General features: G+C 46.4%; 22 protein-coding genes. 2 read left to right on the top strand and 20 right to left on the bottom strand.

Translation table 11 applies throughout. From position 1 onward, the window contains the following. Nucleotides 1-147: 147 nt before the first annotated feature. The 5 genes from nox to CGC65_RS08970 form a co-directional block, all read right to left on the bottom strand. Complete coding sequence (nox, locus tag CGC65_RS08990) at nt 148-1476, bottom strand: H2O-forming NADH oxidase (RefSeq protein ID WP_080548738.1); 1329 nt, start codon at nt 1474-1476, stop codon at nt 148-150. 64 nt (nt 1477-1540) lie between these two features. Next, complete coding sequence (locus CGC65_RS08985) at nt 1541-1819, bottom strand: HU family DNA-binding protein (protein ID WP_002565961.1); 279 nt, start codon at nt 1817-1819, stop codon at nt 1541-1543. A 19-nt stretch (nt 1820-1838) separates the two neighbouring features. Then, the gene (locus tag CGC65_RS08980; RefSeq protein ID WP_038282680.1) at nt 1839-2249 is read right to left on the bottom strand and encodes a hypothetical protein; all 411 of its coding nucleotides are present in this window, start codon (nt 2247-2249) and stop codon (nt 1839-1841) included. A 144-nt stretch (nt 2250-2393) separates the two neighbouring features. Continuing rightward, complete coding sequence (locus CGC65_RS08975) at nt 2394-7781, bottom strand: Rib/alpha-like domain-containing protein (protein WP_080987652.1); 5388 nt, start codon at nt 7779-7781, stop codon at nt 2394-2396. 78 nt (nt 7782-7859) lie between these two features. Further along, nucleotides 7860-8324, bottom strand: a complete 465-nt coding sequence (locus CGC65_RS08970; RefSeq protein ID WP_002565957.1) for an RrF2 family transcriptional regulator — start codon at nt 8322-8324, stop codon at nt 7860-7862. A 337-nt stretch (nt 8325-8661) separates the two neighbouring features. Here CGC65_RS08970 and CGC65_RS08965 point away from each other — a divergent pair, with 337 nt between their 5' ends. Next, nucleotides 8662-9903 carry a YSIRK-targeted surface antigen transcriptional regulator gene (locus CGC65_RS08965; RefSeq protein WP_002565956.1) on the top strand — a complete coding sequence of 414 codons (1242 nt, stop codon included), beginning with the start codon at nt 8662-8664 and terminating at the stop codon, nt 9901-9903. A 160-nt stretch (nt 9904-10063) separates the two neighbouring features. Here CGC65_RS08965 and CGC65_RS08960 read toward each other — a convergent pair whose 3' ends face one another. The 13 genes from CGC65_RS08960 to CGC65_RS08905 form a co-directional block, all read right to left on the bottom strand. After that, nucleotides 10064-10516, bottom strand: a complete 453-nt coding sequence (locus CGC65_RS08960) for a DeoR/GlpR family DNA-binding transcription regulator (protein WP_002565955.1) — start codon at nt 10514-10516, stop codon at nt 10064-10066. A gap of 39 nt (nt 10517-10555) precedes the next feature. Then, nucleotides 10556-10627 carry a DeoR family transcriptional regulator gene (locus CGC65_RS32420; protein ID WP_268742036.1) on the bottom strand — a complete coding sequence of 24 codons (72 nt, stop codon included), beginning with the start codon at nt 10625-10627 and terminating at the stop codon, nt 10556-10558. Nucleotides 10628-10803: 176 nt separating this feature from the next. Beyond that, nucleotides 10804-11061: a helix-turn-helix domain-containing protein gene (locus CGC65_RS08955; RefSeq protein WP_002565954.1), complete on the bottom strand. Its 258-nt coding sequence runs from the start codon at nt 11059-11061 to the stop codon at nt 10804-10806. 15 nt (nt 11062-11076) lie between these two features. Next, nucleotides 11077-12885, bottom strand: a complete 1809-nt coding sequence (locus CGC65_RS08950; protein ID WP_080548737.1) for a type IV secretory system conjugative DNA transfer family protein — start codon at nt 12883-12885, stop codon at nt 11077-11079. A 50-nt stretch (nt 12886-12935) separates the two neighbouring features. Beyond that, nucleotides 12936-13919, bottom strand: coding sequence for a DUF3991 and toprim domain-containing protein (locus tag CGC65_RS08945; RefSeq protein WP_002565952.1), 984 nt, complete (start codon nt 13917-13919; stop codon nt 12936-12938). A gap of 13 nt (nt 13920-13932) precedes the next feature. Further along, the gene (gene mobP3 / locus CGC65_RS08940; RefSeq protein WP_002565951.1) at nt 13933-16854 is read right to left on the bottom strand and encodes a MobP3 family relaxase; all 2922 of its coding nucleotides are present in this window, start codon (nt 16852-16854) and stop codon (nt 13933-13935) included. 368 nt (nt 16855-17222) lie between these two features. Continuing rightward, a complete protein-coding gene (locus tag CGC65_RS32045; RefSeq protein WP_002565950.1) occupies nt 17223-17357 on the bottom strand; it encodes a hypothetical protein in 135 nt (44 codons plus the stop codon). Nucleotides 17358-17445: 88 nt separating this feature from the next. Next, entirely contained in the window at nt 17446-17937 is a 492-nt protein-coding gene (locus tag CGC65_RS08930) for a CopG family ribbon-helix-helix protein (protein WP_002565949.1), read from the bottom strand. Between the two features lie 273 nt (nt 17938-18210). Next, the gene (locus CGC65_RS08925) at nt 18211-18474 is read right to left on the bottom strand and encodes a hypothetical protein (RefSeq protein ID WP_002565948.1); all 264 of its coding nucleotides are present in this window, start codon (nt 18472-18474) and stop codon (nt 18211-18213) included. Then, nucleotides 18471-18746 (bottom strand): DUF6103 family protein, encoded by a 276-nt coding sequence (locus tag CGC65_RS08920; RefSeq protein WP_002565947.1) that lies wholly within the window; start codon nt 18744-18746, stop codon nt 18471-18473. Before CGC65_RS08920 ends, CGC65_RS08925 begins: the two co-directional genes overlap by 4 nt. A gap of 14 nt (nt 18747-18760) precedes the next feature. Then, on the bottom strand, nt 18761-19696 hold the full coding sequence (locus CGC65_RS08915) for a DUF6329 domain-containing protein (protein WP_038282662.1): 936 nt from the start codon (nt 19694-19696) through the stop codon (nt 18761-18763). Between the two features lie 91 nt (nt 19697-19787). Beyond that, nucleotides 19788-20066, bottom strand: coding sequence for a DUF6809 family protein (locus CGC65_RS08910; protein ID WP_002565945.1), 279 nt, complete (start codon nt 20064-20066; stop codon nt 19788-19790). Nucleotides 20067-20161: 95 nt separating this feature from the next. Then, nucleotides 20162-21166, bottom strand: a complete 1005-nt coding sequence (locus CGC65_RS08905) for a C40 family peptidase (protein WP_002565944.1) — start codon at nt 21164-21166, stop codon at nt 20162-20164. Between the two features lie 170 nt (nt 21167-21336). Between CGC65_RS08905 and CGC65_RS08900 the strand changes: the two genes are divergently transcribed. Then, nucleotides 21337-21711, top strand: coding sequence for a helix-turn-helix domain-containing protein (locus CGC65_RS08900; protein ID WP_038282591.1), 375 nt, complete (start codon nt 21337-21339; stop codon nt 21709-21711). Nucleotides 21712-21751: 40 nt separating this feature from the next. On the opposite strand, the gene CGC65_RS08895 is transcribed toward CGC65_RS08900, so the two are convergent. Together CGC65_RS08895 and CGC65_RS08890 are read right to left on the bottom strand one after the other, a co-directional pair. Further along, on the bottom strand, nt 21752-22267 hold the full coding sequence (locus CGC65_RS08895) for a gamma-glutamylcyclotransferase family protein (RefSeq protein WP_002565942.1): 516 nt from the start codon (nt 22265-22267) through the stop codon (nt 21752-21754). A gap of 13 nt (nt 22268-22280) precedes the next feature. Next, the gene (locus CGC65_RS08890; RefSeq protein WP_002565941.1) at nt 22281-23342 is read right to left on the bottom strand and encodes an amidoligase family protein; all 1062 of its coding nucleotides are present in this window, start codon (nt 23340-23342) and stop codon (nt 22281-22283) included. Between the last annotated feature and the right edge of the window lie 14 nt (nt 23343-23356).

Raw genomic sequence — 23356 nt, 5'->3', positions numbered from 1 at the left:
ACCACCTTATATGCCCCCACTTCTCTATCCCATCATGCGATTCCAGCTAAGACAGAGAAACATTTTTATAAAGGAGGGAGTTCCCTGCATTTGATGCTGAGATTCCCTCCCCCTTGATTTCTTAAATCATTCCTAACTCTGCGCACTTTATTTTGCAGATAACGCCGCCATTGTTATGTAGTTATAAGGCTGATTAAAATGAGGAAGGAAAAAGAGATCTAAAAGCTTTAGCTGATCAATCGTCACTTCCTGTTCAATCGCCAGAGAAAACATGTGGATCCCCATTGATATGTCCTCGGTTGATGCCATCTGGGCCCCGACAATCCGGCGTGAGTTCCTTTCATATACAATCCGAACTTTTACCTTCGCATTCTTCTTCATGAACCCCGGTCTTTGCAAATCTTCAAAATCCGTATAGGTAACATCCAACCCGCTTTTTTGTGCGGCCTTTACACTCAATCCAGTAGAAACCATATGATAACCAAATACGGAAATTCCATTGGAGCCCTGAACCCCAGTCTCCTCCAATGCGGTTCCCCCCACATTATGACCCGCTACAATCCCGGAACGTACCGCATTCGTTGCCAATGCAATGTAGGTTTTTCTCTTCAATGCATTGGAATAAATTGCAGCGCAGTCCCCTACTGCATATACATCCGGATCACTCGTCCGTTGATGACGATCCACACAGTATGCTCCATTTTTGAATAACTTCAGATGTTCCATTCCTAGCACGGTATTCGGTCTGAAACCAATCGCGCTGATCACCAAATCCGTTTTATATTCTCCATGGTCCGTTACAATCCGTTCCACCGAGGTTGTTCCCAAAAACGCAAGGACCTGTTCTTTGAAATGCGTCTCAATTCCTTTTTCTTCTAAAAGGCGGTCCATATCTTTTGTGAACCATTCATCATAGTAGCTCGCTAAAGAGGTGTCTGCAATGTCAAACAGCTTAACCTTTTTTCCTCTTCGGATTGCCGCTTCTGCAATCTCAACGCCAATATACCCCGCTCCTATCACGGCTACATGTTGCACATCCATGCGGCCAATTAAGTGGTCTACATTCTGACCGTCCTGAAACAGCTTCAAAAAGCTGATATGTTCCAGATTCTGACCTGGCAAATCCGGAGCAATAGGAAGGGAGCCCGTTGCCAGAATCAACTTATCATAAGACTCCTCAAATGTTCTTCCATCCGTCTTTTCACAGAAAACAACCTTTCTTTCAAAGTCAATCTTCCTTACCGTTGTCTCCATATGGACGGAAGCTCCCTTTTTTTCAAAATCTTCTTTTTTTGTGTAAAATAAATCCTGATAGGAGTCGATCTGCCGGCCAACCCAAAGGGCTGTCCCACACCCCAAGTAACTGATATTGGTATTCTGGTCAATCATAACGACCCGATGATCCGGATAATGGTCCAAAAGTGTATTAGCTGCTGCAATTCCTCCATGATTGGCTCCTACAATCACTGTCTTCATCAAAGGTTCCTCCCGTTCTCTAATCAAACGAAGTCCTGGCTCCGCTTGTGTGGCTTCCATCCTGTTACCTGCTGTTCACTGCCCGTTTCAAAGTTGACCCCGCTTTAAACACAGGGATTTTTCTGGCCTTTACTTCCATTTCTTCTCCTGTTTTCGGATTCCGCGCCATTCTGGCCTTCCGGTCTGCCACAGAAAACACACCAAATCCAATCAACGAGACATTTCCTCCGGAAGATAATTCGCTATGTATGACATCCATCAGTCCATTCAAGGCTTTTTCACTCTGTTTCATTGTCAGACCACTTCCTGATGACATGCGATCCACCAATTGTCTTTTGTTCATTTTGTGACATACTCCTTTCTCACCACCGCCATAATCGCTTTCGTTGCAGCCAATCCATCTCTCGTTCCAAATACCATTCCAGTTTTGCTTTGTTAGCTACAGAGATTACCTTTTTCTCGTATCCTTTAAGGACTTCCCCTGTCCCCATAAAGAACACCTTCGCACGACTTCTGCGCCCTTCCAACTGCTCGATAAACATCTGATACTGATACAGATTCAGTGGCGCTGCTACGATAATAAAGTCAGGCTTTCTGTTAAAAGGCCTGATGCTTTGAAGAAGGGCTCCTTTGCTGGTTGTTAGGACCACCTCTATCTTGTAATGATTGCGCTCCGCGAAATCACACAACTTATCTCTGTAATACCAAAGGGTATCCGTATCCCCCGATAATACGGCGATATAAATACAGCTTCTTTTTAACCATGGAAACACGTTTCTCCCCCCGCACTTCTCTACTCTACCAATTACAGAACCAACCTTGTTTCTCACTCATCTCCTATTTCTTATGAAAAGCATAGGGGATGCCACTGATAGCAGCACCCCCAGCTAAAATCTTACATCTGAATCGGATGGTTTTTAATGGTTTTTCCCATCCCAGACTCCATTCTGATCAACAAAGTAATTGTCTGGTGTCATCTCGTTCTGATACATAGAGCCGTAAGGCCTTCTATTATGATTGTCATAATACCAGTAACCATTCTCTCTCTGGAAATAGGTCTGTTCTGGAACCAGAGGCGCTTCCGTGAAGTAGTAGTACTTTCCTGACAGGGAAACCCAGCCATCAAGCATAGCTCCGGTCTTTTCATCCAGGTAATACCACTTTCCATCCATTGGCTCATGGTACCAGCCCTTATGAAGAATACCAAGATTTCCGTCTGATACGGCATGGGTATGATACCACTTTCCATTCTGGCTCTTGATCCAGCCAAACTCCATAATTCCATTGGCATCAAACTTAAACCAGCTGAATCGTCCTTCCTCATCCTTTGCATATGGATTTCCAATGAACATCCAGCCATCTTTCGCCATGACACCGGAGGACGTTGTATAGGTCCATTTATGGTTCTCTGCATCCACCAGCGTCCATGTTCCTCGAAGCGAGCCAGTCGTCACGCTCATGTCAGGGTTCGCATAAATTCTGTCATTGCTCACATTGCTACCCCTGGAACCAGAGCCTCCACCAGAGCCTCCACTCGAATGTCCACCGCTCGAACCACCTGAACTACCTGAACTACCTGAACCACCCGAACCAGACGTTACCGGTTTTACCGTTACCGGAACCTTTACTTTGTCCTCGGAACCATCCGGATACTTCACAACAATAATAGCAGTATAATCCTTTGTTTTGTCAACATTGTCAGGAGTTTCATCACGGTATTCTGTTCCGTTGGGAAGTTCATCTTTATTTTTAATCGCATCTTCCGGCTCAAACGTTCCCCCTTTATCTATCACGATAGGATTTGGCTTTGGATCATACTTGTCGGCATCTGTCTTTTCTGACCCGCCTGGGCGTACCGTAACCGGAACCTTTACCTTATCCTTGGAACCATCCGGATACGTCACAACAATGATAGCTGTATAATCTTTTGATGTATCTACCTTGTCAGGGGTCTCATCGCTGTACTCTGTACCTTCTGGAAGTTCATCCTTGTTTTTAATCCCATCTTCCGGTTCAAATGTTTCTCCCTGGTCGATAACAATCGGATTTGGCTTGGGTTTATACTTGCTGGCATCTGTCTTTTCTGCCTCACTATCTGTCGCCTTATCCGGTTCGCTAGGAGTAGCTTTACCAGGTTCACTCGGTGTTGCTGTGTCTGTGTCTGCATCTTTCAAAACGCGTATAGGTACGGTTAGTTCTTTTGTAGAGCCGTCTGGATACTCAATTTCAATTCTTCCTTTATATTTACCAGGTCTATCCAGGTTTACCCCATCTTCTCCATACTCTGTAATGTCAGTTACAATCGTACCTTCTGGCAGTTCATCTTCCAGATTTACCACATTATCCGTCAAATCAGCTAGTTCACCTGCGTAGATGATTTCTGGTACAACTTCGGGATCGTATTTTTTCGCATCCGGTGTTCTTTTCTTAACTTTCACCTTAACTTTTACGGTCTCGCTGGAGCCATCCGGATAAATTACTTTTATAGTTCCTGTGTAATTTCCAGGAGTATCCGGATCAATCTCTCCTTCTGGTGTTACATCTTCTACCGTGGTTCCTGTAGGAAGGCTGCCCATATTTTTTACATTGTCCGTTAAGTCGTAGGTCTGCCCTTCCTCAATTAACTCACGTTCTGTCACCGGTCTGTAACGTTCCGCATCAGTCTTATCAACGACTTTCACTGGTACTTCTACAATATCCTTGCTTCCATCAGGATAGGTGATTTCTACCTTTCCTGTATAATCCCCCGGAACAGACGTATCAATAGGCGTATCTGTTACATCCTTTACTGTTGTTCCAGTTGGCAGTTCATCCAGGTTGGTCACATTATCTGTGAGATCAATATCGCTTCCTGTCTTGACTGTCTCATCTTCTACTTCCGGTTCATATTTATCGGAAGCACTTCCATAATTCACCGTTACTTCCGCTTCATCAACACTTCCATCCACATAGGTTACTTTTACTTTTACCTTCTGGCCTTTACCTGTTTCCGGAATGGTTCCCACTACTTCTTTTGATCTCACTTTATTATCAGGAGCCGTTGTGGTTACCTTTTCTATAATTTCATCTTTTGTGGCTTTGTCACCATATTCCTTATTCAGAACGCCTCCGGACACATCATAGGTTTCAGCATCATTTTTGCTATCTTTGATCTGAACCGTCACTTCTACCTCGTCCTTTGTCTGATCCGGATATGTAACGATAATCCTACCCGTTTGCGTTCCCGGATTTGATGTATCAACTGGCTGCTTCCATTCATAGGTGGTTCCGGTCGGAAGATCGTTCTTATTCTTAATTCCTTCAGACGCCTCCGGTGTGTCTCCCTTTCCAACCGACACATCTTGACCTACAGCGGTATACTTCTCAGTTGCAGTTTCATAATTTACCGTTACTTCTGCTTCGTCAATGCTACCGTCCGCATAGGTTACCTTTACCTTTACCTTCTGGCCCTTGCCTTCTGTCGGAATATCTCCCACTACTTCCTTGCTTTTCACTTTATCATCAGGAGCTGTTGTGGTTACCTTTCCTATGATTTCAGCCGCAGTAGCAGTTTCTCCATACTTCTTATTCAGAACATCTCCGGTCGCATCATAGGTTTGGGCATCTGTTTTTGTATCCTTAATCTGGACATTTACCTCTACCTCGTCCTTTGTCTGATCCGGATATGTAACGATAATCGTACCCGGCTGCGTTCCCGGATTTGTTGTATCAACTGGCTGCTTCCATTCATAGGTGGTTCCGGTCGGAAGATCGTTCTTGTTCTTAATTCCTTCGGACGCCTCCGGTGTCTCTCCCTTTCCAACCGACACATCTTGGCCTACAGCGGTATACTTCTCAGTTGCAGTGCCGTAATTCACCGTCACATCCACTTCATCAAAACTATCATCCGCATAGGTTACCTTTACTTTTACCTTCTGGCCCTTGCCTTCTGTCGGAATATCTCCCACTACCTCCTTGCTTTTCACTTTATCATCAGGAGCTGTTGTGGTTACCTTTCCTATGATTTCAGCCGCAGTAGCAGTTTCTCCATACTTCTTATTCAGAACATCTCCGGTCGCATCATAGGTTTGGGCATCTGTTTTTGTATCCTTAACCTGGACATTTACCTCTACCTCGTCCTTTGTCTGATCCGGATATGTAACGATAATCGTACCCGGCTGCGTTCCCGGATTTGTTGTATCAACTGGCTGCTTCCATTCATAGGTGGTTCCGGTCGGAAGATCGTTCTTGTTCTTAATTCCTTCGGACGCCTCCGGTGTCTCTCCCTTTCCAACCGACACATCTTGGCCTACAGCGGTATACTTCTCAGTTGCAGTGCCGTAATTCACCGTCACATCCACTTCATCAAAACTATCATCCGCATAGGTTACCTTTACTTTTACCTTCTGGCCCTTGCCTTCTGTCGGAATATCTCCCACTACTTCCTTGCTTTTCACTTTATCATCAGGAGCTGTTGTGGTTACCTTTCCTATGATTTCAGACGCAGTAGCGGTTTCTCCGTATTCCTTATCCAGTACGCCTCCGGTTGCTTCATATTTCTCAGCATCCCCTTGTTTAAACTCAAACGGCGTTCCCATCGCAGGATTCATACCATTCGGGCTGTATGCTACCAGAACCACTTTCGTTCCTTCTGGAACCGTATTGGCTGGAACGCTCATGGTGAATTCGCCATTAACAAGATTGTCAAACGGAATCTTTGCTGTGCCGTATTCATCCTGCGTATAGCTCTTTGATGCATCATCATATCCCTGAAGCTTCACAATCGCATCACCGGCATCTTGACTTGTAATATTAATCAACTTTGTTTCATCTGCCGGATCTTTTTGCAATGGTTTTGGAACAGTACCAGTGATTGTGACAGCTTTTGTCGGGTCAAAAGAGGTTATATTAGTAGTCGGAATAGAAACCAGATAATCCTTGGCATCACTAGGGTTTGTCTTATCCTCCATAAATTCTTTGCCATCTGGGACACCATCTCCATCCGTATCCACCTTTCGAGTATCGGTTCCTATCTGCCACTCAACAAAATCAAACAATCCATCCTTGTCCGTATCGTTTGTATCCAAATAGGCATTCGTATAGGAATCTTGCAATTGCTGCGGAGTTGCTCCTCCATCCCTGGCATTCAGATAATCTGCCTCCATCCAATGTTCAAACAGCACTCGGGCATTTTTAGCAGTAACATAATCATTCATCTCTCTTGCAAACTGATCTAACGTCACATCATCCCGCAGTTTGTAGGAAATAGTATAATTTCTGCTCTGCCCCAATGTTCCCCAAAAGATTTCATTCGTATTCGATCTTGCCGCACTCAATTGTGTACTGGTATCATTTCCCACAATGCTTAATTCCGGAACCTCGCTGGTATCAATATTTCCCGCATCATCAATGGTTACCCTGAATATCTTTCGGTTTTTCTGAGCTTCCCCTTGATAATCGGAACAGTAGATATAAACCTCATCTCTGTCAATATACTGTAACAGTTCTACCGGTATGCGTTCCTTTACATAAACAACCCAGTTGTAATCTGTCTGAAGGTAATTCTCAATCGGCTTAAATGTATGAATCGATTTCAAGGACATCGTTTTTGCATCAAACACCACTCTTTGAGTCACTCGTCCATTGGTAAAATCAGTCTGCTTTTCATTTTTCACATTCGGATTATTCTGTAGGATAAATCCATTGCTAACACTTTCTTCCGCAATCGCTCCATTGCTTTTAATCCACAAGCTATTAAATGATATTTCTTTATCGGCCAACCCAAGTTTTTCTAAAGTCTGTCCATTCTTTAACATAATTTTTATATCGTGATTTGTGTTAACCCCAATCAGACCTGTTTTAAGGTTTCCTACAGCCGGAATCATCCAAAGGGCTCCGTCATCAACCTTTTCCATACTGGTATCATCAACCGTCACACGGTCAATTTGTTTGTAAAACATATCATTAGAAAAACTCAGAATATACTTTCCTGCAAATTGATTGGAGGCATCTGTCGCAAATTCTGACGCTCCGTTTGTCACAATCCACTTATTATGTACTAAACGAATCGTTCCATCTGCATCCACTTTATCAAAAGTAGTTGTCGCATATCGAAGATTTGATTCCTCAATTCCATTTGCCGTGAAATGGCTGGTTGTGTCCATCCCCTTGTCTCCGATGCTGACACCATTACTTCTGTATGGCACAGCAGCGTAAGACGGCAATCCCATAGAGGGCACCATTACCGCAAGACTTAATGCAAATGCACATGCCTGCCGCCCTGTCTTTTTTAATTTTCGTCTTTTTTGTTCCAGACTGTTCTTCATACTTTTTATATCCTCTTTCTTTAATTTTAAATGACTGTTTATTATGGGCCTTTTTCTACCCCCCCCCCCCTAAAAATTTTACATGGAGTTCTTTCTATCGCATGCCTTTTCTTTTGCATCATCTATCATCTCCTTCCTTTTTATTTTTCCATGGTTTATCACATCCTGTAGAGTGGCCTGTCCAAAATAACCTTCCAATGTCTCTTGTACTTCTGCATAATAAACATGCATGGGACACGTTTCATATCGTTCACAACACCCTTCCGCTTCCAAACAGCGATTGATTTTCATCGTCTTTTCAAACAGCAGGATAATATCAAGCAATACAATTTCTTCTGGCTTCTTCGCCAGCCAGTATCCGCCCGTTCCACCCTTTAAACTGGAAACGAATCCAGCATCGCGCAAAACACGTAATACTTTTTGGACAAATATATTGTTAATCCCCACCGCTTTTCCTATTTCCGGTGAACTGGACACTCCCTCTTTGCCCGCCAAATATAACAGGCAACGCAATGCATAGTCTGTTGTCATTGTTAACTGCATGTAGAACTCCTTCTCACCTCCTCCCATGTACCCTTGCAATGTGAATCCATACCATACTTTTTTAGTATGCGACATAACAATACCTGTTACGTCAGATTCTTTTCACAGGTGCATTATAACGATATTCGCAAAAAAATGATTGTAAATTTATCTCATTTTTATGTATGTTTCCATATTTTTATTTTTCCTTAACTTGATTTTAGCGAGGGGCCTATGCTAAACTCGAACCACTTCCTACCATATGCTTAGATTTGGTAATCATTTGAAAACGATTTGTAGACCCTTGCAAACCATACATCCATTTCAAACAAACGATATCCATATCAGGGAGTTTTTTATGAAGAACAAATTACTCAAACTAATAAAGTCGATTCATGTTATATCGCATCTGCCCATCTATGTGTTCAATCAGGATTTTCATTTGGAGCATCTGTTTGTGGCCGACCGGGTTCAGGTGCTTCCTTATGATTTTACTCAATACTATGGTTCCGACTCCTCCTCTACGTTTCTCTTTTCAGGGATACTGGATGAGGCTTTTATTACGTATTCCCATTCGGATACCATTCTTATCATTGGACCTTTTACCACCTCTCGCCTTACGGATACAGTGATTCAAAACCGGGTTTATGGCTATACGCAAGACCCAAACCTGCAGGTGTTTCTTTCTCAGTATTTGGAACTTTTACCTTACTTTTCTCTTGGAGATGTTAGGGATTTTCTGATTCATTTGAATTTTTTATTTAGTGGCAGTTCAGAGTGTCCTTATTCGGACGATCTGCATCTACAGGTCCGCAAAAATAAGTTTTTACTAACACAGGAAAAACTAAAAGAACATGATTGGAGGGCATTCCAGCCAGACTACTATACCTATCGGTATGAAGAACAGATTCTTGCTCTCGTTCAAAGCGGCGATACACAACAGCTTCGCGAGAGCCTGGCAGAGTTGAGCAACAGTGTGATTCCAGACAATGCCCAGTCCCCTCTTCGCTCTGAAAAAAACTATACCATCATTATTTTGGAGAAATTATCCTCCTTAGCCATCCAATCCGGATATGATATTTCCGATTCCTATCGTTTAAGAAATTTCTACATACGCCTGATAGAAGAAAAGGAAAAATTAATGGATGTTTTATATGTTCGGGATTGTGCGATTATCCATTTCACGGAACTGATGCATCATTTTGTTAACAAGGATTTCTCTCCTTTGGTCAAATCAGTCATGCAGCATATTGGGTTAAATCTTTATACCGTTTTAAAAGTAAGTGACATTAGTAAATCTTTCTTTGTTTCAGAAGCGACTTTAAGTTCCCGATTCAAAAAAGAAACCGGGCTCAGTGTGATGGAATATATCCATAAGCGGAAGGTCTCAGAAGCAAAACTGTTGCTTCGCGCTGGGCTTTCTCCCAGCGAAGTCGCAACCACTCTGTGCTACTATGATTACGCCCATTTTTCTCATACCTTTAAAAAGATAACTGGCGTCACACCAAAAGCCTTCCAGCTCCACCCAAAAGTGCTTTATCCTAATTTTTTACCACCACATCAGCAGACATTGGAAGATAATGAAACACCTCTCATTTAAAGCGGGAATCTTATGTAATCAATCTTTTTTCATAACAAAAACGTTCGACAGCCAATTGAAAAAGCGCTATGCCACTCCTCATAGAGGGGAGACATACCGCTTTTTCAATTATATGTCTCTTTTCCAATCGCCGTCTTTGAATCCGGAGTGGCACGATGTCTTAAAAATCAGATTTGTGCACCTGGTATACCTGAATGCCTTTTTCTCTTATGGCGTTCAGGGCGTCATCGAATGCCTTCTCATCCGTGTCATTGAATATCTCTGTGGTCATTCCTAACTCTGCGCTGATACCAGAGCATCCCACAAACGCTTTCTTTGCATATACATGCTGCAAATTTCTCAGAGTAAAGTCCCCCACCATGGCATCCTTGGGATGGCGCAATTTTCCTCCCGTAAGTACCACATTAACACCCGAACAATATTCCCGCCCTATAGCCTTGCCATTATTGGTAATAACCGTCACATTATTGCACTCCACATACTCCAGTATCTGGAGTGCATTGCTGCTGGTGTTGATAAATATTGTATCATTTTCTGACACAAAGGCTGCCGCATACCTAGCGATAATCTTGCGGTACAGCTGCACCTCGTCCTTCATATTCTTAGGAGCCATAGTTGACACAGCCCCTCCATAATTACGAACAAGGAGCTTCTATTCCTCCAGATACTGAAGATCTCTCCTAATTGTAATCAAGGACACCCCCAGTTCATCCTGTTTTTGCACAAACACTATTTTAATGGTTACTTCCCAGTCACCTCTGAATATGCTGCGTTTTTAAATGGTCTTATTCTTTTTTCTGTTTAATAGTCTATATCGCAATGGAATGTTCCCTTCATGCGCCATGGTGACGCATACCATAGGACACCAAGAAGGCAGAGTACCCCCTTGGCGTAATCCTATCATTTCAAAACGGTGTATAGTAAGCTGCTCTTCCCTCCCTTTCTCCGAAAGCGCTGTTCTGTTTTAATAAATCCGGCCTTTTCTAAATCTGCAACCGCCCGCTGAATCGTTCTCCTCGAAAGGTTCAGTTCTTCTGCGATGGTGCTCATGGCTGGATAACACTGGCTCTTTTTATCTGCCCTCTCTTTTAAATACATATACACCGAAATCGCACGATGTGGTAATTCCTCCGAGTAGACAGAGTCATAATATCCCACATACCTCCCCTCCCCCTAATCTGTCCGAAGTGGCTGTCTGGTTTCTGGAGCAGCCGGCCGATTTGGCATCTGTACATGCGCCAGACCTCCGCCTGAAGTCCCCTCTATTCCTGACGGTTCATCAAAGTCAGCCTCACCATCCTCATCAAATTGTCTCCGGATAATCTCCTGCTCCACTTCCAGACGCTCTGCATAAGACACCGGCCGCGCTACATGCTGTTCCACTTCATATTCTTCCTCAAATTCAATCCCCCATTTAAAAAATAAGCGCAGTTCTACCCGCATCGGATGACAACCGGTCTTCGCCAGGATAAAGTGTCCCTTTGGCAGCGACTTAAGTTCATCCGGAGTCATGAGCGGACGCCCAATCATCTGCAGGCTCTGGCTGGGATCATTTTTCCCCCGGCTGATGGAACCGGACAACACCGTTTTATTTCCCAATGCCTTTGACAGAATCTCCGCACTTTCCGAGTTGGGTGCAAACCCACCAAATAAAACCCCCTGACAGTTATCCACGATAATTTCACTGCCATCTTTTCCATAGTTTTTCTGCAGCTGAGCGAAGCTTTGTATGATGGGTACCATACTGATCCGCCTGGAGCGCCCGGCTGAAAAAAGCATCTCCAAGGACTCAATCTTGGGAATGGTACCAATCTCATCTCCAAAAATCACCACACGGTTCGGAAGTTTCCCTCCATGCTCATCTGCAATGGACAGCATTTCCCGGTAAATCTGCTGTAAAAATAGGCTTACCATGAAATACTTTGTACTGTCTTCCTCCGGAAGCACAATAAAGATAGCTGACTTGGAATTGCAGAATGTCTCCGTATCCATCGTGCTGTCGAAACACAGGATCTGCTCCATCTCGGAATCCAGAAATGCATTCAATCTGGACATAGCGGTGGAGAGGACCGAAGCCATGGCCTGTTCCGCTGTGTTAAGTGCCGCGCCGGCAAACCATTTTGCCTTGTGGTCGGCTGGCAGTTTCTGCATGAGCAGCTGGAACTGGTTCTTCCCTTTTACCGGTGACGGAGCCAACAGATCCTGGATTAATTTGAACACACTTACGATATGACGCTGTTCCTTAGGACAGTATTCGGAGATCAGTAAAATCACACTTGTCAGAAGCCCCTCCGCTGCGTCATAGAAAAATGCGTTCTGTCCATAACTGGAGGCATCTCCGCCTCCGGAACTAATGATGGTCTTGGCTGTGATCTTTGCATATTTCTCTGCCTTGGCTTTCACAGCCAGATTCTCCGGATTCTCTAAGTATAGATCCATGTATTTATTCACCATGCCGAGGATGTTATCGCCATCGGAACAGGTCGGATTGCGCAGGTCCAGGATGGAAGTCTGATACCCATAATACTTCTGAGCTATTCCCGCGTAGTTGCGGAACAGATCTCCCTTGGTGTCCGTACACAGCCAGCTCATCCCGCTGGCACAGGCATACTCAATGCAGGGATATAAAAAGTTGGCAGTCTTACCAACACCAGCCGCGCCGATCATCAGGAGATGGATGTCACCGGAGTCAACCAAAGCCGTCACTCTGGTTCTGGAAAACAGCCCTCCGACTACGATCCCCTGTACCTTGGGCAGATGTTTTCCCTGCCGCCACAACGCCGGCTCATAGGGAACCTGTGCAAAGGTCCGTTTGATTTCTGCCTCGCTGGCAAATCTGGCCGTGCCATATTGGCCGTCCCCTACCGTCTTTGACTTAATCCCATTCAGAGAATAGTTGTTCGCAAGCAACGGAATCACCCCCATCAGGATAAACATCCCTGCGCCGGCACAAATGAGCAGCACCATCTGAATTGTTTCCATGATACCTCCTTTCTGGAACCGGGTACGATAGATGAAAGTTAGGAACTGACTCATTCCATTTTCAATAATTCCTGTTTCGTTTCCTGCTGATTCCCCGGAAGTTCTTCAGCTGGAATCGCAAGCTGCCCATGAAGGGCTTTTAAATCTTCATTCCAGTCCTTATACTGGGACAAATCCGTTTCCGTATCTCCATATCCCATTTCCAGAAGCTGTTTCTTGATCCGTTCTGCCGCTTTCATTCCTGGGATATCATGATCCAGACACAGCCATATTTTTTTCATGTTCGGAAAATCCTGCAATAATTGAAAGATCGGCTTAGAGCCTACGCAGCACAGTGCAACATAGCTATGCTGCTTCCAGCCTTCTTTGTGTAGGGAAACATAGGAGAGTAAGTCAATAGGGGCCTCAAACACATAGAGCGTATCGCTGGTTCCTACCCACCGGAAGCTATACTTCGGATCACTGCTCGTTAAGTTTCCCCGGAAGCTCGAACCGTAGGTATAGATTCCTTTTTTGTGCGCGTGCCTGGCCACTCCCTCCTTATCTCTCCCGACAAAGATTGCATTATGGTACTGCCTCGTTCCGTCCTGAGAATCCTCCAGGCTTTCATACAGCAGGTCTGCCTTTGCAAAATCTGTTACGATCTGTTTGTCCAGATACCGCACCTTTAACAAGTAGGCAAAGGTCCGGCGCATATCACGATTCTTTGGCGGAAGCGAAAATGGTGCAGATGGTTCCTTCTCCTGTTTTTGACTCTGAATGTATGGAATCCCCTGTTCCCCGTCAAGCAGCATCGACACTGCATCCGGATACGTTTTCCCATAGAAGTATTTTACAAAATCAATGGCCAGCCCTCCTTTTTCTATCGCATGGTCATACCAACTGTTCCCTCTGACCGTGATGCTGTGGTCGCTGCTTAAACGTTTGTCCCTCCCGGATGGAAGCATTTTTTCTCCCTGGCGCTGTAAAAAATCCACCAGGTCGATGGAATTCGCCCGCTCCTTTTGCTCTTCTGTGAAATAAACATATGACATATCCGATACCTCCTCATGATAGATTCTGACGCGGAGTTTCATCATCCGATTTATGCCCCATTGCCTTCTTTTTCTCCCGGATTCTACTACGGAGTTTTCCTTCCACCTGCATGGAACTGCCTCCTGCTTTCCATTTTTCTTCTTCAAACATCTGTGCCAGGCGGTGCATGAGCCTTGTTGTCGCAAGAAAAACAGACGGCTCATAGAACGAATCCAAATGATCTAACAGAAACTGCGCATAGATATTTCCTTGGGCTGCCGATGCTTCTAAGTACGGAAGGGCTTTCTCCTTATTCCGCGGCACTTCATGTCCGCACAGGTACAGTTTTCCGAGGGCATATTGAGCATACTGATTTCCCTGTGAAGCAGACTGCTCCAGCCACTGGACGGCCTCTTTTACATCCGCTTCCACGTCCTCCCCCAGCAGGTAAAACCGTCCCAGACGGTATTCTGCAAACGCATTGTTCTGGGCAGCGGATTTTTTCAAGTAGGTGATTGCTGTCCTAATATCCTTTTCCACTTTTTCTCCGTCCAGATATAATTTTCCCAGAGAATACTGGGCGTACTGGTTATTTGCAGCGGCGGATTGCTTCAGCCACTTTATTGCAGCTTCCACATCTTTTTCTGTCTCTTCCCCCTGAAGGAATTGTTTGCCCAACTGGTAGGCTGCGTAGTCATGGCCTTGTTTTGCCGCTCTCGTAAACAGCTCCGTGGCTTTGGTAACATCTTTGGCAACGGCTTCGCCTGCCAGATAAATGTTTGCGAGAGCATACTGTGCTGACGCATGTTCTGCTTCTGCCGCTTTCTCAAGCCAGGCAACCGCCTGTTTCTGATCTCCTGTTCCATTTTCCAGCCAGAGCTTTCCCAATGCATACTGGGCATTCATATTTCCAAGCTGTGCGGCCCGTTCCCAGTATGCTTCTGCTACTCTATCATCCTTTACCGTACCGGTTCCTGTATGCAGCATCTGCCCCAGGCGGTACTGCAGCTTGTCATCATGGCTCTGCGCTTCCAGTCTGCAGAAACCGGAAAATGCCTGTTCAAAGCAACTTTCCGCATTTTCCACGTTAACGGCAACTCCAATTCCGTCCCGGTACATCTTTGCCATTTCATAACTGGCATAGGGATTTCCCTGCTCTGCGGACCTCTGATATAAGTTAAATGCTTGACTGTAGTTCTGTGTGACTCCCTGCCCCCGGTAATAGAGACCTCCAAGTGAATACTGGGCGTATTTGTGATCGGCCGACACTGCACGGGAAAACCACGCAACCGCTTTTTCATAATCCCTTACTGCTTTCCCGTCCCCGCCTTCTTCATCCGGCACTACAGGCAGCTCATATCCCAATCCAGCCGCATACATTTTTCCAATCCGGTACTGTAGATAGGGACGCTGCCTTTCCTCTGCACATTGCTCCGCTGCAACAAATGCAGTCAGCGCTTTCCCATACCATTCATGCGCTTTCGCGGGATCTGCTTCCCTTCCCAGGCCATCTGCATACATACGTCCCAGATCAAACATGGCAAGTGCATTTCCCTCTTCTGCCTCTCCCGAAAACAGACGGAAGGCTTCCTTAAAATCCGGCTCCTTCTCATCGCTTCCATAGAGACATTGACAGGCTACTTTATAGGGATCACTCCACTCTGCATGGAAATCTATATCATTGTCACCTGGAAGTTCATTGTCCTCCGGTTCATCTGCCGCATCTCTTCTTTCTGATTCTCCTCTTCGTTCATCTCCCGCTATGCTACCCATCTCGGTTACCGCTCTATCGATCCATATATCAGTCTCTTCTGCAGATGATTCTTCCAACAAAAAATGGTGACTCCCGATCTTCATTGCCTCGGTAATCACCATATTTTTAATCCGTTTCAGTTCTTTTTGCTGGGAGAGTGGTGCCAGCGGTATTGGCTGATCAGAATAGGTCTGCCAGATTTTCTCCCGGGCGGTTCCCCATGACTGATACAGTTCCTTGATATGGGGTTCCTGTTCCAGCTCATCCACGATTCGGTCCACCATCTGTTTCAAGTCTGCTTTCAGATACCCGTACACCTTTTTTCCATTTGTTCTCTGCAACCGCTTGGACAGCCGATGTATCTGTTTTTCTATTTTCTGATTCTGACAGGTTCCTGACTGGATTTCCTGAATCAGCCGCTTCACGGTCTGTTCTGCTTCTTTCTTGAGTCCTTCGCGGGCTGCATTCTGCACTCCATAGAGATTAGCAAAGTCCTGGCGGAAAATATCGTGAGCCAGCTCGGAGCGCATCGCTTCAATCGCAGGCTCGGTCAGGAATCCGTCATGATCTTTTGCAGAATACACCATCACATGGACGTGCGGGTGGTAGCTCTCATTGTGGAATGCAGCGTACCATCTCAGGTTCTCGCTGTCTATTTTCATCTGCTTACAGAACATCGCCCGCTTCGACCGCAGCAGCTCCATCCATTGCTTTCCGGAATCATAGCCCAACCGCGCCGCGTCCTCTCTTTTTAAACTGACCACATGCGTCCACACCGGCCCCTTATGTGCTTTCACCTCCTCCTGCACTCTGGCAATCACCACCGGCTTCCCTGCATCTGTGAACAGTCCATGCTCTCCGATCCGCTCCACATGGGGACGGTTGGCCAGATAGTCCACATAGTTTTCCCGTTTCGACAACAGATCCAGATTCCATTCCAGGGCCGTGGAAATAAATTCAGAGGCGTTTCGTCTGGTTGGATGAAGCCGGTAATCTTCATATTCCAGCATCGCCCTTGCCTTCGGCAGATCACGAAGCAGCTGTGCAATCAGCTTCTTCTGCGCCGCGGTTGCGGGCAAGTGCCCCTTGCTCTCATCAATCTTTTCCACACCCTCTCTGGTTCCGATGTACTTGACATAGTTTCCAAGCTGCTCCGGCGGGGCATCCCGCAGATAGCGGCTGGTAAAAATAATTTTAGGCATGGAGTTCTCCCTCCATCATCCTTCCTCTCTGGGTGGACAATAAAAAATCAGTAACTGAAATCCATGTTTTATAGTGGTTTCATCTTCCGTTTCATAATAATCACAATCCACATAAAAATCATTAGAGATAAATGCTTTCACATTCTCTTCCAGCAACCAGCTCTTCCAGGTCTTAAAGTTTATAACACTAAATGAAGGTACATATCATCATGGTGCTGATTTAACATTCATTCAGATACTCCGTGCAGAGAAATTTCGAGACTTTTCCAGCTCCAATCCTTTTTCATTTCTCATATGAGCTTTCCCAGAGTAATATCCTCTACTGCTGTCCTCACTTTCCCACACGGTCATTCCATCTTCACTCGTACTCAAATAACTTGTACTGGATCCGCGTCTCGTTTTAACATTTTCTGTTCTGCCTCACCGGTCGTCTCCCTGTGCTCCTGCAGGGCCAGTTCCGTCAGGTCACGAACTGCATCTTCCATAATTTGTTCTTTTCCCATGTTATACTCCTTTTTGACACACCATAAATAAAATAAAGGCGGTTGTCCATACGCAAGATTCATAAATCGTTTTGGCTACTCTTGTACTCTATACTTCACGTTTTTGATATTTGTATGCATCTTCAAACTCAACCGCCCCATTGACTCTCTTCACCTCCTCCACGCATTTCAGATGTAGCTTTTTCAGGGCATCCTCATCTACCTCATGGGAATAGGCAATCACATGAGCCAGTTTGGAAATCTCCACTGCAAGCTTAAAATCCATACGCGCCAGACGGTTTTCACTGTCATGTACGGTACTGGTGAGCACGGAGGATAAGGACTGGAGCAGATAGTTTTCTGCCTTTTTAGAATTCAAAAATCCAATATAAAATTTAACCGCTTCTGCCACAAACTCATTACGGGAACGAGCTCCTACATAGCTCACCATCTCATCTGCCCGCTCTACCAGCTCTTTCTCCATATAAACGCCTATACGCTGTTTCTTTGCCCTGCCCGCCAATGCCTTCCCTCCTTCGGTATTCATAAAAAAGCCCGCAATCGGCATTTTCTTTGCATCTTTTGGCTCTACCAGCACCACTTTCTTCTCTCGCTGCCAATAAAGTATTCAAACCAGAATCCCCGGACGGCTTTGCCGGCCGGTGTTTTCCGGGGGTGTGCTGCGAAAGCAGCATAACCCCTTTAACCTGCACCACTTTCGACCCAACCTGACCTGCATCTGCCTGCCCGTATAATGTTCGGTCACAAAGGCCAGGGAAGGCCGTCATTCCTGCCAGTGGTATCCCAGTCCCACTCCACCTGTCAAAGCGGCACAAACGGCCAAATACAGGCTCACGTTCCCGGAATAGGCGCTCTATCCCATCATGCCAAGCTGCCAGGGTTCCATCTCCGGCTCGCAAATCTCCACTTCCGACAGGTCAAACTCGGAAAGCGGGTATAATTCCTGGGGAAACTCCCCCAAACCGTGAGCCTGCAGATAGGCTTCATTGCTGGCATTAATCCCAAGATCGCTCTCATCTCCTGTCTGCCAGGCATAGACCTGCTCTACACTGCCATCCTCAAACCGGAGATACATTCCCTCGGTAATCTCATTTCCATGCTTATCCTGATACCTCATGCACTGCCCGCCTGTCCCATCTCCTGACCCGTCTGGCTTCTCACATGGCTCTCTTCTGCCTGCCGTCTCGGCCTGGCCGGCTTTGCCGCTCCCTCCCTGGCAATCTTATCATCCAGGTACTCCCGGGTGGTCTGCGGCACATATTTTTCATACATCTTCTGTAAGTAATCGCTCAGCTCCTCCTTCAGATCCGCTTCCTTTTTGCCCATGTGATAGGCCAAAGCATCCAGGCGCTCCGTGTTGAAGGTCAGTGTCAATGTGGTATTTTTCATCCAGCTCTCCCCTTTCATGAATTATTTAGCTGTGGACTGACCGGCTCTTTCTCCGGTTCTTTCACCCATGTTTCGTATTCCTGTTCGCTGCAATAACCTCCAAGCATGCCGGAAAATGCATCCAGCCGGCTGGGCTTTACCCCGGACAATTCCATCTGCAATCCATAAAGTCCCTGATACACCCGCTCTACTTTTGCATTCAGAACATCGGCCCAGACTTTCTTTCCCGCCTCTGTCAACGTCCCGGAATCCAGTTCTGCAATGGTATGCGGCACATTATCAACCTCTGTATGAACCAAATGGATGTTCTCCCAACGGGTACACAGGATATCTTTTAATCGTGGGGACTTTACATCTGCTCCTGCTTCCTGAACCGCCGCCTCTCCTTCTTCCGGAATATAATTCGGACAGAAATCCAGATAATAATAAATATCCAATCCCTCATCCATACGGTCAACCTGGGCTACCTCTGGCCGTTCGCCCAACATATCCTGCAATAGCGTCCACAAACGAGGATTCTCCGACTGCCCTTCTCCCAACAATGTTTCTACCTTGGAGCGGTCTGTCATCCAGTTGCCAGTGGTAGTCATGTTCGTTCCTTCCTTTACAATCTCTTCCACCGCTTTGGCCAGAATCTCATTTACCTTTGATAGGGACTCATAACAAAGCGCTGTCGCATCCGGCACATAGGAGGCATATCTCGCATAGGGATAGCCTTCTGCCTCCACAAGCACACCGTCCCGATACCCTTCGCCAGTCACCAGCATGCAGTAAAACACACCGTTCTTTTCATCCATAAGCATCGACTTTGAGTTCTTCTCAATAAACTCATAGCTATCACAGGGACTACTTAGAAACTGCTCATACTCCTCCTTCGGCAGACGTGTCACAGTTTCAATCACTACATCCCGCAGCCGAAAATCCGGCTTACGTTCAAATACTGCTTGTATCAACCAATCCCTCCTCTATCCATGTTCGCAATCAGAACAGGCCGCCATGCTGTTACCCATAACGTACCTATTCCGGTTCATATTCCGTTTTCTAAAGTCCTACCGCCATGATCAGGCGCATGGCATCCCGAAAGCCGTTCATGTATAACTCCCGACATTCCGTCTCGGATACACAGAACTTATCAATCAGCTGATTGTCCAGCCATTCCCGGTCCTCCTCTGACAGTGTGTGCAGGATCCGCTCCATCCTGGCCACATACTCTTTCATCTCCAGGTCATAGGTCTTGGACCGGCTCATCCCAAACTCATCCCGGAGTTCCTGAACACGCTTCACCATTAACTCTTCTGCCTGCTCTGCAAGCTCTCTCATTGTCGCTCACCTCCTTACACCAGCCAACATATCCTATGGCCGGCCACAAGTCGATACCTAAAACCACCAAAGATTTTCGTTGAAACCAATCAAATCTAAGCGGCTGGAAGTCGAGCAAATGCATAAAAATGGCTGCGCCAATAGTTGGAATCAATGTTCGCATAACCGATGGGATCCCCACAATGCAGCATCTGGTTTCCACCAATGTACAGCCCGACATGGCTGACCGGAGTGGATGAAGCATAGGTTTTTGTAAAGAATACCAGGTCCCCTGGCTTCGCTTCCTCTCTGGGGATTACAGCACACTGGTCAAAAATTCCCTGAGCAGATGTCCGCGGCAGCTGATAGGTCCCGGACTGGGTATAAATCCAACAGATATAGCCGCTGCAATCAAAGGACGTCTGTGGATTGGAACCGCCCCACCGGTAGGGAAAACCAATGTATTTTGTTGCCTCCGTAAGCAGGGCCTGATAGCTTCCGTCCCCCATGGCGGAGCCGGCTGCCATCCCTCCCGGAACAGCCGGGCCATAGACAGCTACCGTATAAATTCTCTGAGCATTTGCCTCCTGATCCACCCCAATTTCTAGACCTAAACGTTGCCTCATATTGGCATACACGGTGCCAAGGTCCGTGATAGGAATGGCCGCTGTGTAGGAATCACCATCTCCGTCTTCCCGCTCCTCGTATTCCACAAAGCAGTCCACAAACTCTTTTTGAGCCAGAAGTGACGGCTGCGCGCTGCCAAAATACATGGCATAAAATACAGACTTCACCCATTCAATATCCAGTTCCCGATCCTCTACATGGTCAATATCTGCAATCAAATCCTCCAGGGAGGCGAAGCTGGTCTGCATATCCACGATGTATTTCCGGTACTCCTCCGGCACCTGGCTGGAGATCGCTCCTTCCCAAAACACCTGAGCGACCGCAGATACATTATGGGAGCTGGCCCCATCCATGATACTCAACAACATTACAATTACTAAAATAAACGGCAGCAGAACTGCCGCCACCACCGAGGCAATCACCGTTCTGCCTCGCTTATCGGTTGCTACAGCGATTGCCGCTTTGACGGCAAGAATTGCTGCTGGAGCTGCCATATTTCTTCTCTCCTCTCTGTCCGCACCTCTGGTTCTTTGCCTTAAGATAGCAGGGATATGGCCTGTCCTTTACACCATGTGTCGCTATATCTGTTCTCTATTATACATAATATCGGTTTTTATTCAACCGATTGGAACGCTGTATATACACTATAAAGTAGGTTAAACTGTTGATATCGTGTATGAAACGGGGTGAACACATGACTGAACACAACGCAAAGGAAATTGGCCTGCGTATCCGCCGCCAGCGGGAAGCTCTTGGCTATAGCCGGGAACGGCTGGCTGAACTTTCTGAAATATCCAATTCTTTTCTCTCAGATATTGAGCGCGGTGACCGGGGATTTTCCGTTGCCTTGCTTGGAAGACTCTCCCGTGTGCTGGGGCTCTCCGCTGACTATATCCTGTTTGGAACAGAACAGGCCACAGATATCAGCGACATCACAGACATGCTTTCCGGTCTGGATGGGAAGTATATTCCTAAACTCAAGGAACTTCTGGGTGCCTATCTTAAAACGATTACACTTGCTGAAAAACAGAATCATTAATGCAAAAAGCTGCCGCTGTATGAGCAGCTTTTTGTTTAACTTATAAATGAAAACCGTCCATATCATCAAAGCCCTGCTGGTGATACTGGGAGTTCTCCTGCTCCATCATCTCCTCCGTCCGCGCCAGGGCATGTTCCAGCACAGCCGTATCAAATCCAATGCTATGGTATCCCTCCTCAATTATCCTGTAATAAACTTCCGAAGGCATCCCAAGTGAGCGCACGTCATTCATCACGTAAACCATGGCAGAAACAGTTTTTCCTTCCAGTTCCACATCTATCATCTCCTTCCGGTACAGATGAGGCCAGCCCTCATACCGGTCCAATGCCGCCTCATCAAGGGGTTCAATCTTCCATAACAGAACCGGAACAGTCGCCCCTTCCTTTGGTTCCACGGTGGCAACACCGCGGAATAACAATTCATAATTTTTAATCTCACTGGCCCCTACCACTTTTGCATACGGGCAGCGCTGCTCCATCTGCGGAAGATTTAAATTGCTGCCATACGCAATATACAGCCGGTCTTGTGCTGCTTTTTTTCCTGTCCTTCTTGCCATCCCTGTTTCTCCTTTACATTCCTGTCATCATAGAAAAGGCCGGGGACTGTGCCTCGGCTTCCACATACATGGTTTCTTCCTGTTCTCTGGTTTCTGATTCTACTGCGGGGACTCGCCCTTCCTGCATCTGCAGCTCCTTCTCCCGTTTCATACGAAGCCGCTCCTTCTGCGCCTCGGCCTGGGCCGGATCCTTCCAGGCAATACAGCCATCCAAATGTTTCAGCAGGTGAAGCCGCGCCGTCTTAAACTCATCCCCGTTTAATCCCAACCGCAACAGCCAGGTCCGGAACGTATATTTCTCATTGGTTGTCTGCGTTTTCCTCTGGCTGGCACTGGTCTGGTTGAGAGCCTGGGCCCCAATGGCCAGACAAAGTTGGATGTATGCCTTGATTTTACCTGCATGAGTTGTCCCATTAAACAGCCTGAACTCAATGGTTCCTTTCTGAAATACACTATGCAGGTTCAGGCAATGATAACGGCTGTTATTATAATGCTCCCGCTGCCGGCTGGCTCCGTTGTACCAGATCTGCCTCACTTCCTCCAGAGTCCCCGGTTTCTTCTGGTTGAGTTCCTCCAGAAACCGCTCCTCCACTGGCTTACACCAGCGGTTCTGTCTGGCCACCGATACCTGCAAAGCCTTATAGATTAAATCCTCCTTTGCCGCCATGATGTTGGTGATGTTGCGGAGGGTCCTTGCGTCAAACGGCGAAGCATCGATATGCACATGGATCCCGCAGCTGGAATTTGCCAGGGCTCCTGCCTCCCGCAGCTTCCGCACCAATTCCTGTATGGTCTCGATATCCTCATACCGGCAGATGGGACTCACCATTTCAGTTTGGAAGCTGTCACTGGCTCCCACACGGTTCTTTCCTTCTTTTCTCTCCGGTTTAATGCTGGAATCGCTCATGAACTTCCATTCCCTGCCCTGGGGATCCAGCGCAGCATAGATGTCATAATAAGTTCCTGCATAGTAGGACTGGGTGCCAAAATAAGCGGCTACAATCTCTGCCCCACGCTTCCTGGCAATCCCTGTCAGCTCGATCTCAATCCCAAACCGCTGCTGTTTCATATCCATGGAACCACCTCCTG

It is taken from the genome of Enterocloster bolteae, from assembly GCF_002234575.2.
Taxonomy (GTDB): Bacteria; Bacillota; Clostridia; order Lachnospirales; family Lachnospiraceae; genus Enterocloster; species Enterocloster bolteae.
Note: the sequence above shows the minus strand (reverse complement) of the source record. Positions and strands in the feature narration are given on the sequence as shown.

What these genes read in the sequence shown, in the direction of transcription:
- nox (WP_080548738.1), bottom strand. Translation starts at nt 1,476, where the DNA reads ATGAAGACAGTGATTGTAGGAGCCAATCATGGAGGAATTGCAGCAGCT.
- CGC65_RS08985 (WP_002565961.1), bottom strand. Translation starts at nt 1,819, where the DNA reads ATGAACAAAAGACAATTGGTGGATCGCATGTCATCAGGAAGTGGTCTG.
- CGC65_RS08975 (WP_080987652.1), bottom strand. Translation starts at nt 7,781, where the DNA reads ATGAAGAACAGTCTGGAACAAAAAAGACGAAAATTAAAAAAGACAGGG.
- CGC65_RS08970 (WP_002565957.1), bottom strand. Translation starts at nt 8,324, where the DNA reads ATGCAGTTAACAATGACAACAGACTATGCATTGCGTTGCCTGTTATAT.
- CGC65_RS08965 (WP_002565956.1), top strand. Translation starts at nt 8,662, where the DNA reads ATGAAGAACAAATTACTCAAACTAATAAAGTCGATTCATGTTATATCG.
- CGC65_RS08960 (WP_002565955.1), bottom strand. Translation starts at nt 10,516, where the DNA reads ATGGCTCCTAAGAATATGAAGGACGAGGTGCAGCTGTACCGCAAGATT.
- CGC65_RS08950 (WP_080548737.1), bottom strand. Translation starts at nt 12,885, where the DNA reads ATGGAAACAATTCAGATGGTGCTGCTCATTTGTGCCGGCGCAGGGATG.
- CGC65_RS08945 (WP_002565952.1), bottom strand. Translation starts at nt 13,919, where the DNA reads ATGTCATATGTTTATTTCACAGAAGAGCAAAAGGAGCGGGCGAATTCC.
- mobP3 (WP_002565951.1), bottom strand. Translation starts at nt 16,854, where the DNA reads ATGCCTAAAATTATTTTTACCAGCCGCTATCTGCGGGATGCCCCGCCG.
- CGC65_RS32045 (WP_002565950.1), bottom strand. Translation starts at nt 17,357, where the DNA reads ATGGGAAAAGAACAAATTATGGAAGATGCAGTTCGTGACCTGACGGAA.
- CGC65_RS08925 (WP_002565948.1), bottom strand. Translation starts at nt 18,474, where the DNA reads ATGAGGTATCAGGATAAGCATGGAAATGAGATTACCGAGGGAATGTAT.
- CGC65_RS08920 (WP_002565947.1), bottom strand. Translation starts at nt 18,746, where the DNA reads ATGAAAAATACCACATTGACACTGACCTTCAACACGGAGCGCCTGGAT.
- CGC65_RS08910 (WP_002565945.1), bottom strand. Translation starts at nt 20,066, where the DNA reads ATGAGAGAGCTTGCAGAGCAGGCAGAAGAGTTAATGGTGAAGCGTGTT.
- CGC65_RS08905 (WP_002565944.1), bottom strand. Translation starts at nt 21,166, where the DNA reads ATGGCAGCTCCAGCAGCAATTCTTGCCGTCAAAGCGGCAATCGCTGTA.
- CGC65_RS08895 (WP_002565942.1), bottom strand. Translation starts at nt 22,267, where the DNA reads ATGGCAAGAAGGACAGGAAAAAAAGCAGCACAAGACCGGCTGTATATT.
- CGC65_RS08890 (WP_002565941.1), bottom strand. Translation starts at nt 23,342, where the DNA reads ATGGATATGAAACAGCAGCGGTTTGGGATTGAGATCGAGCTGACAGGG.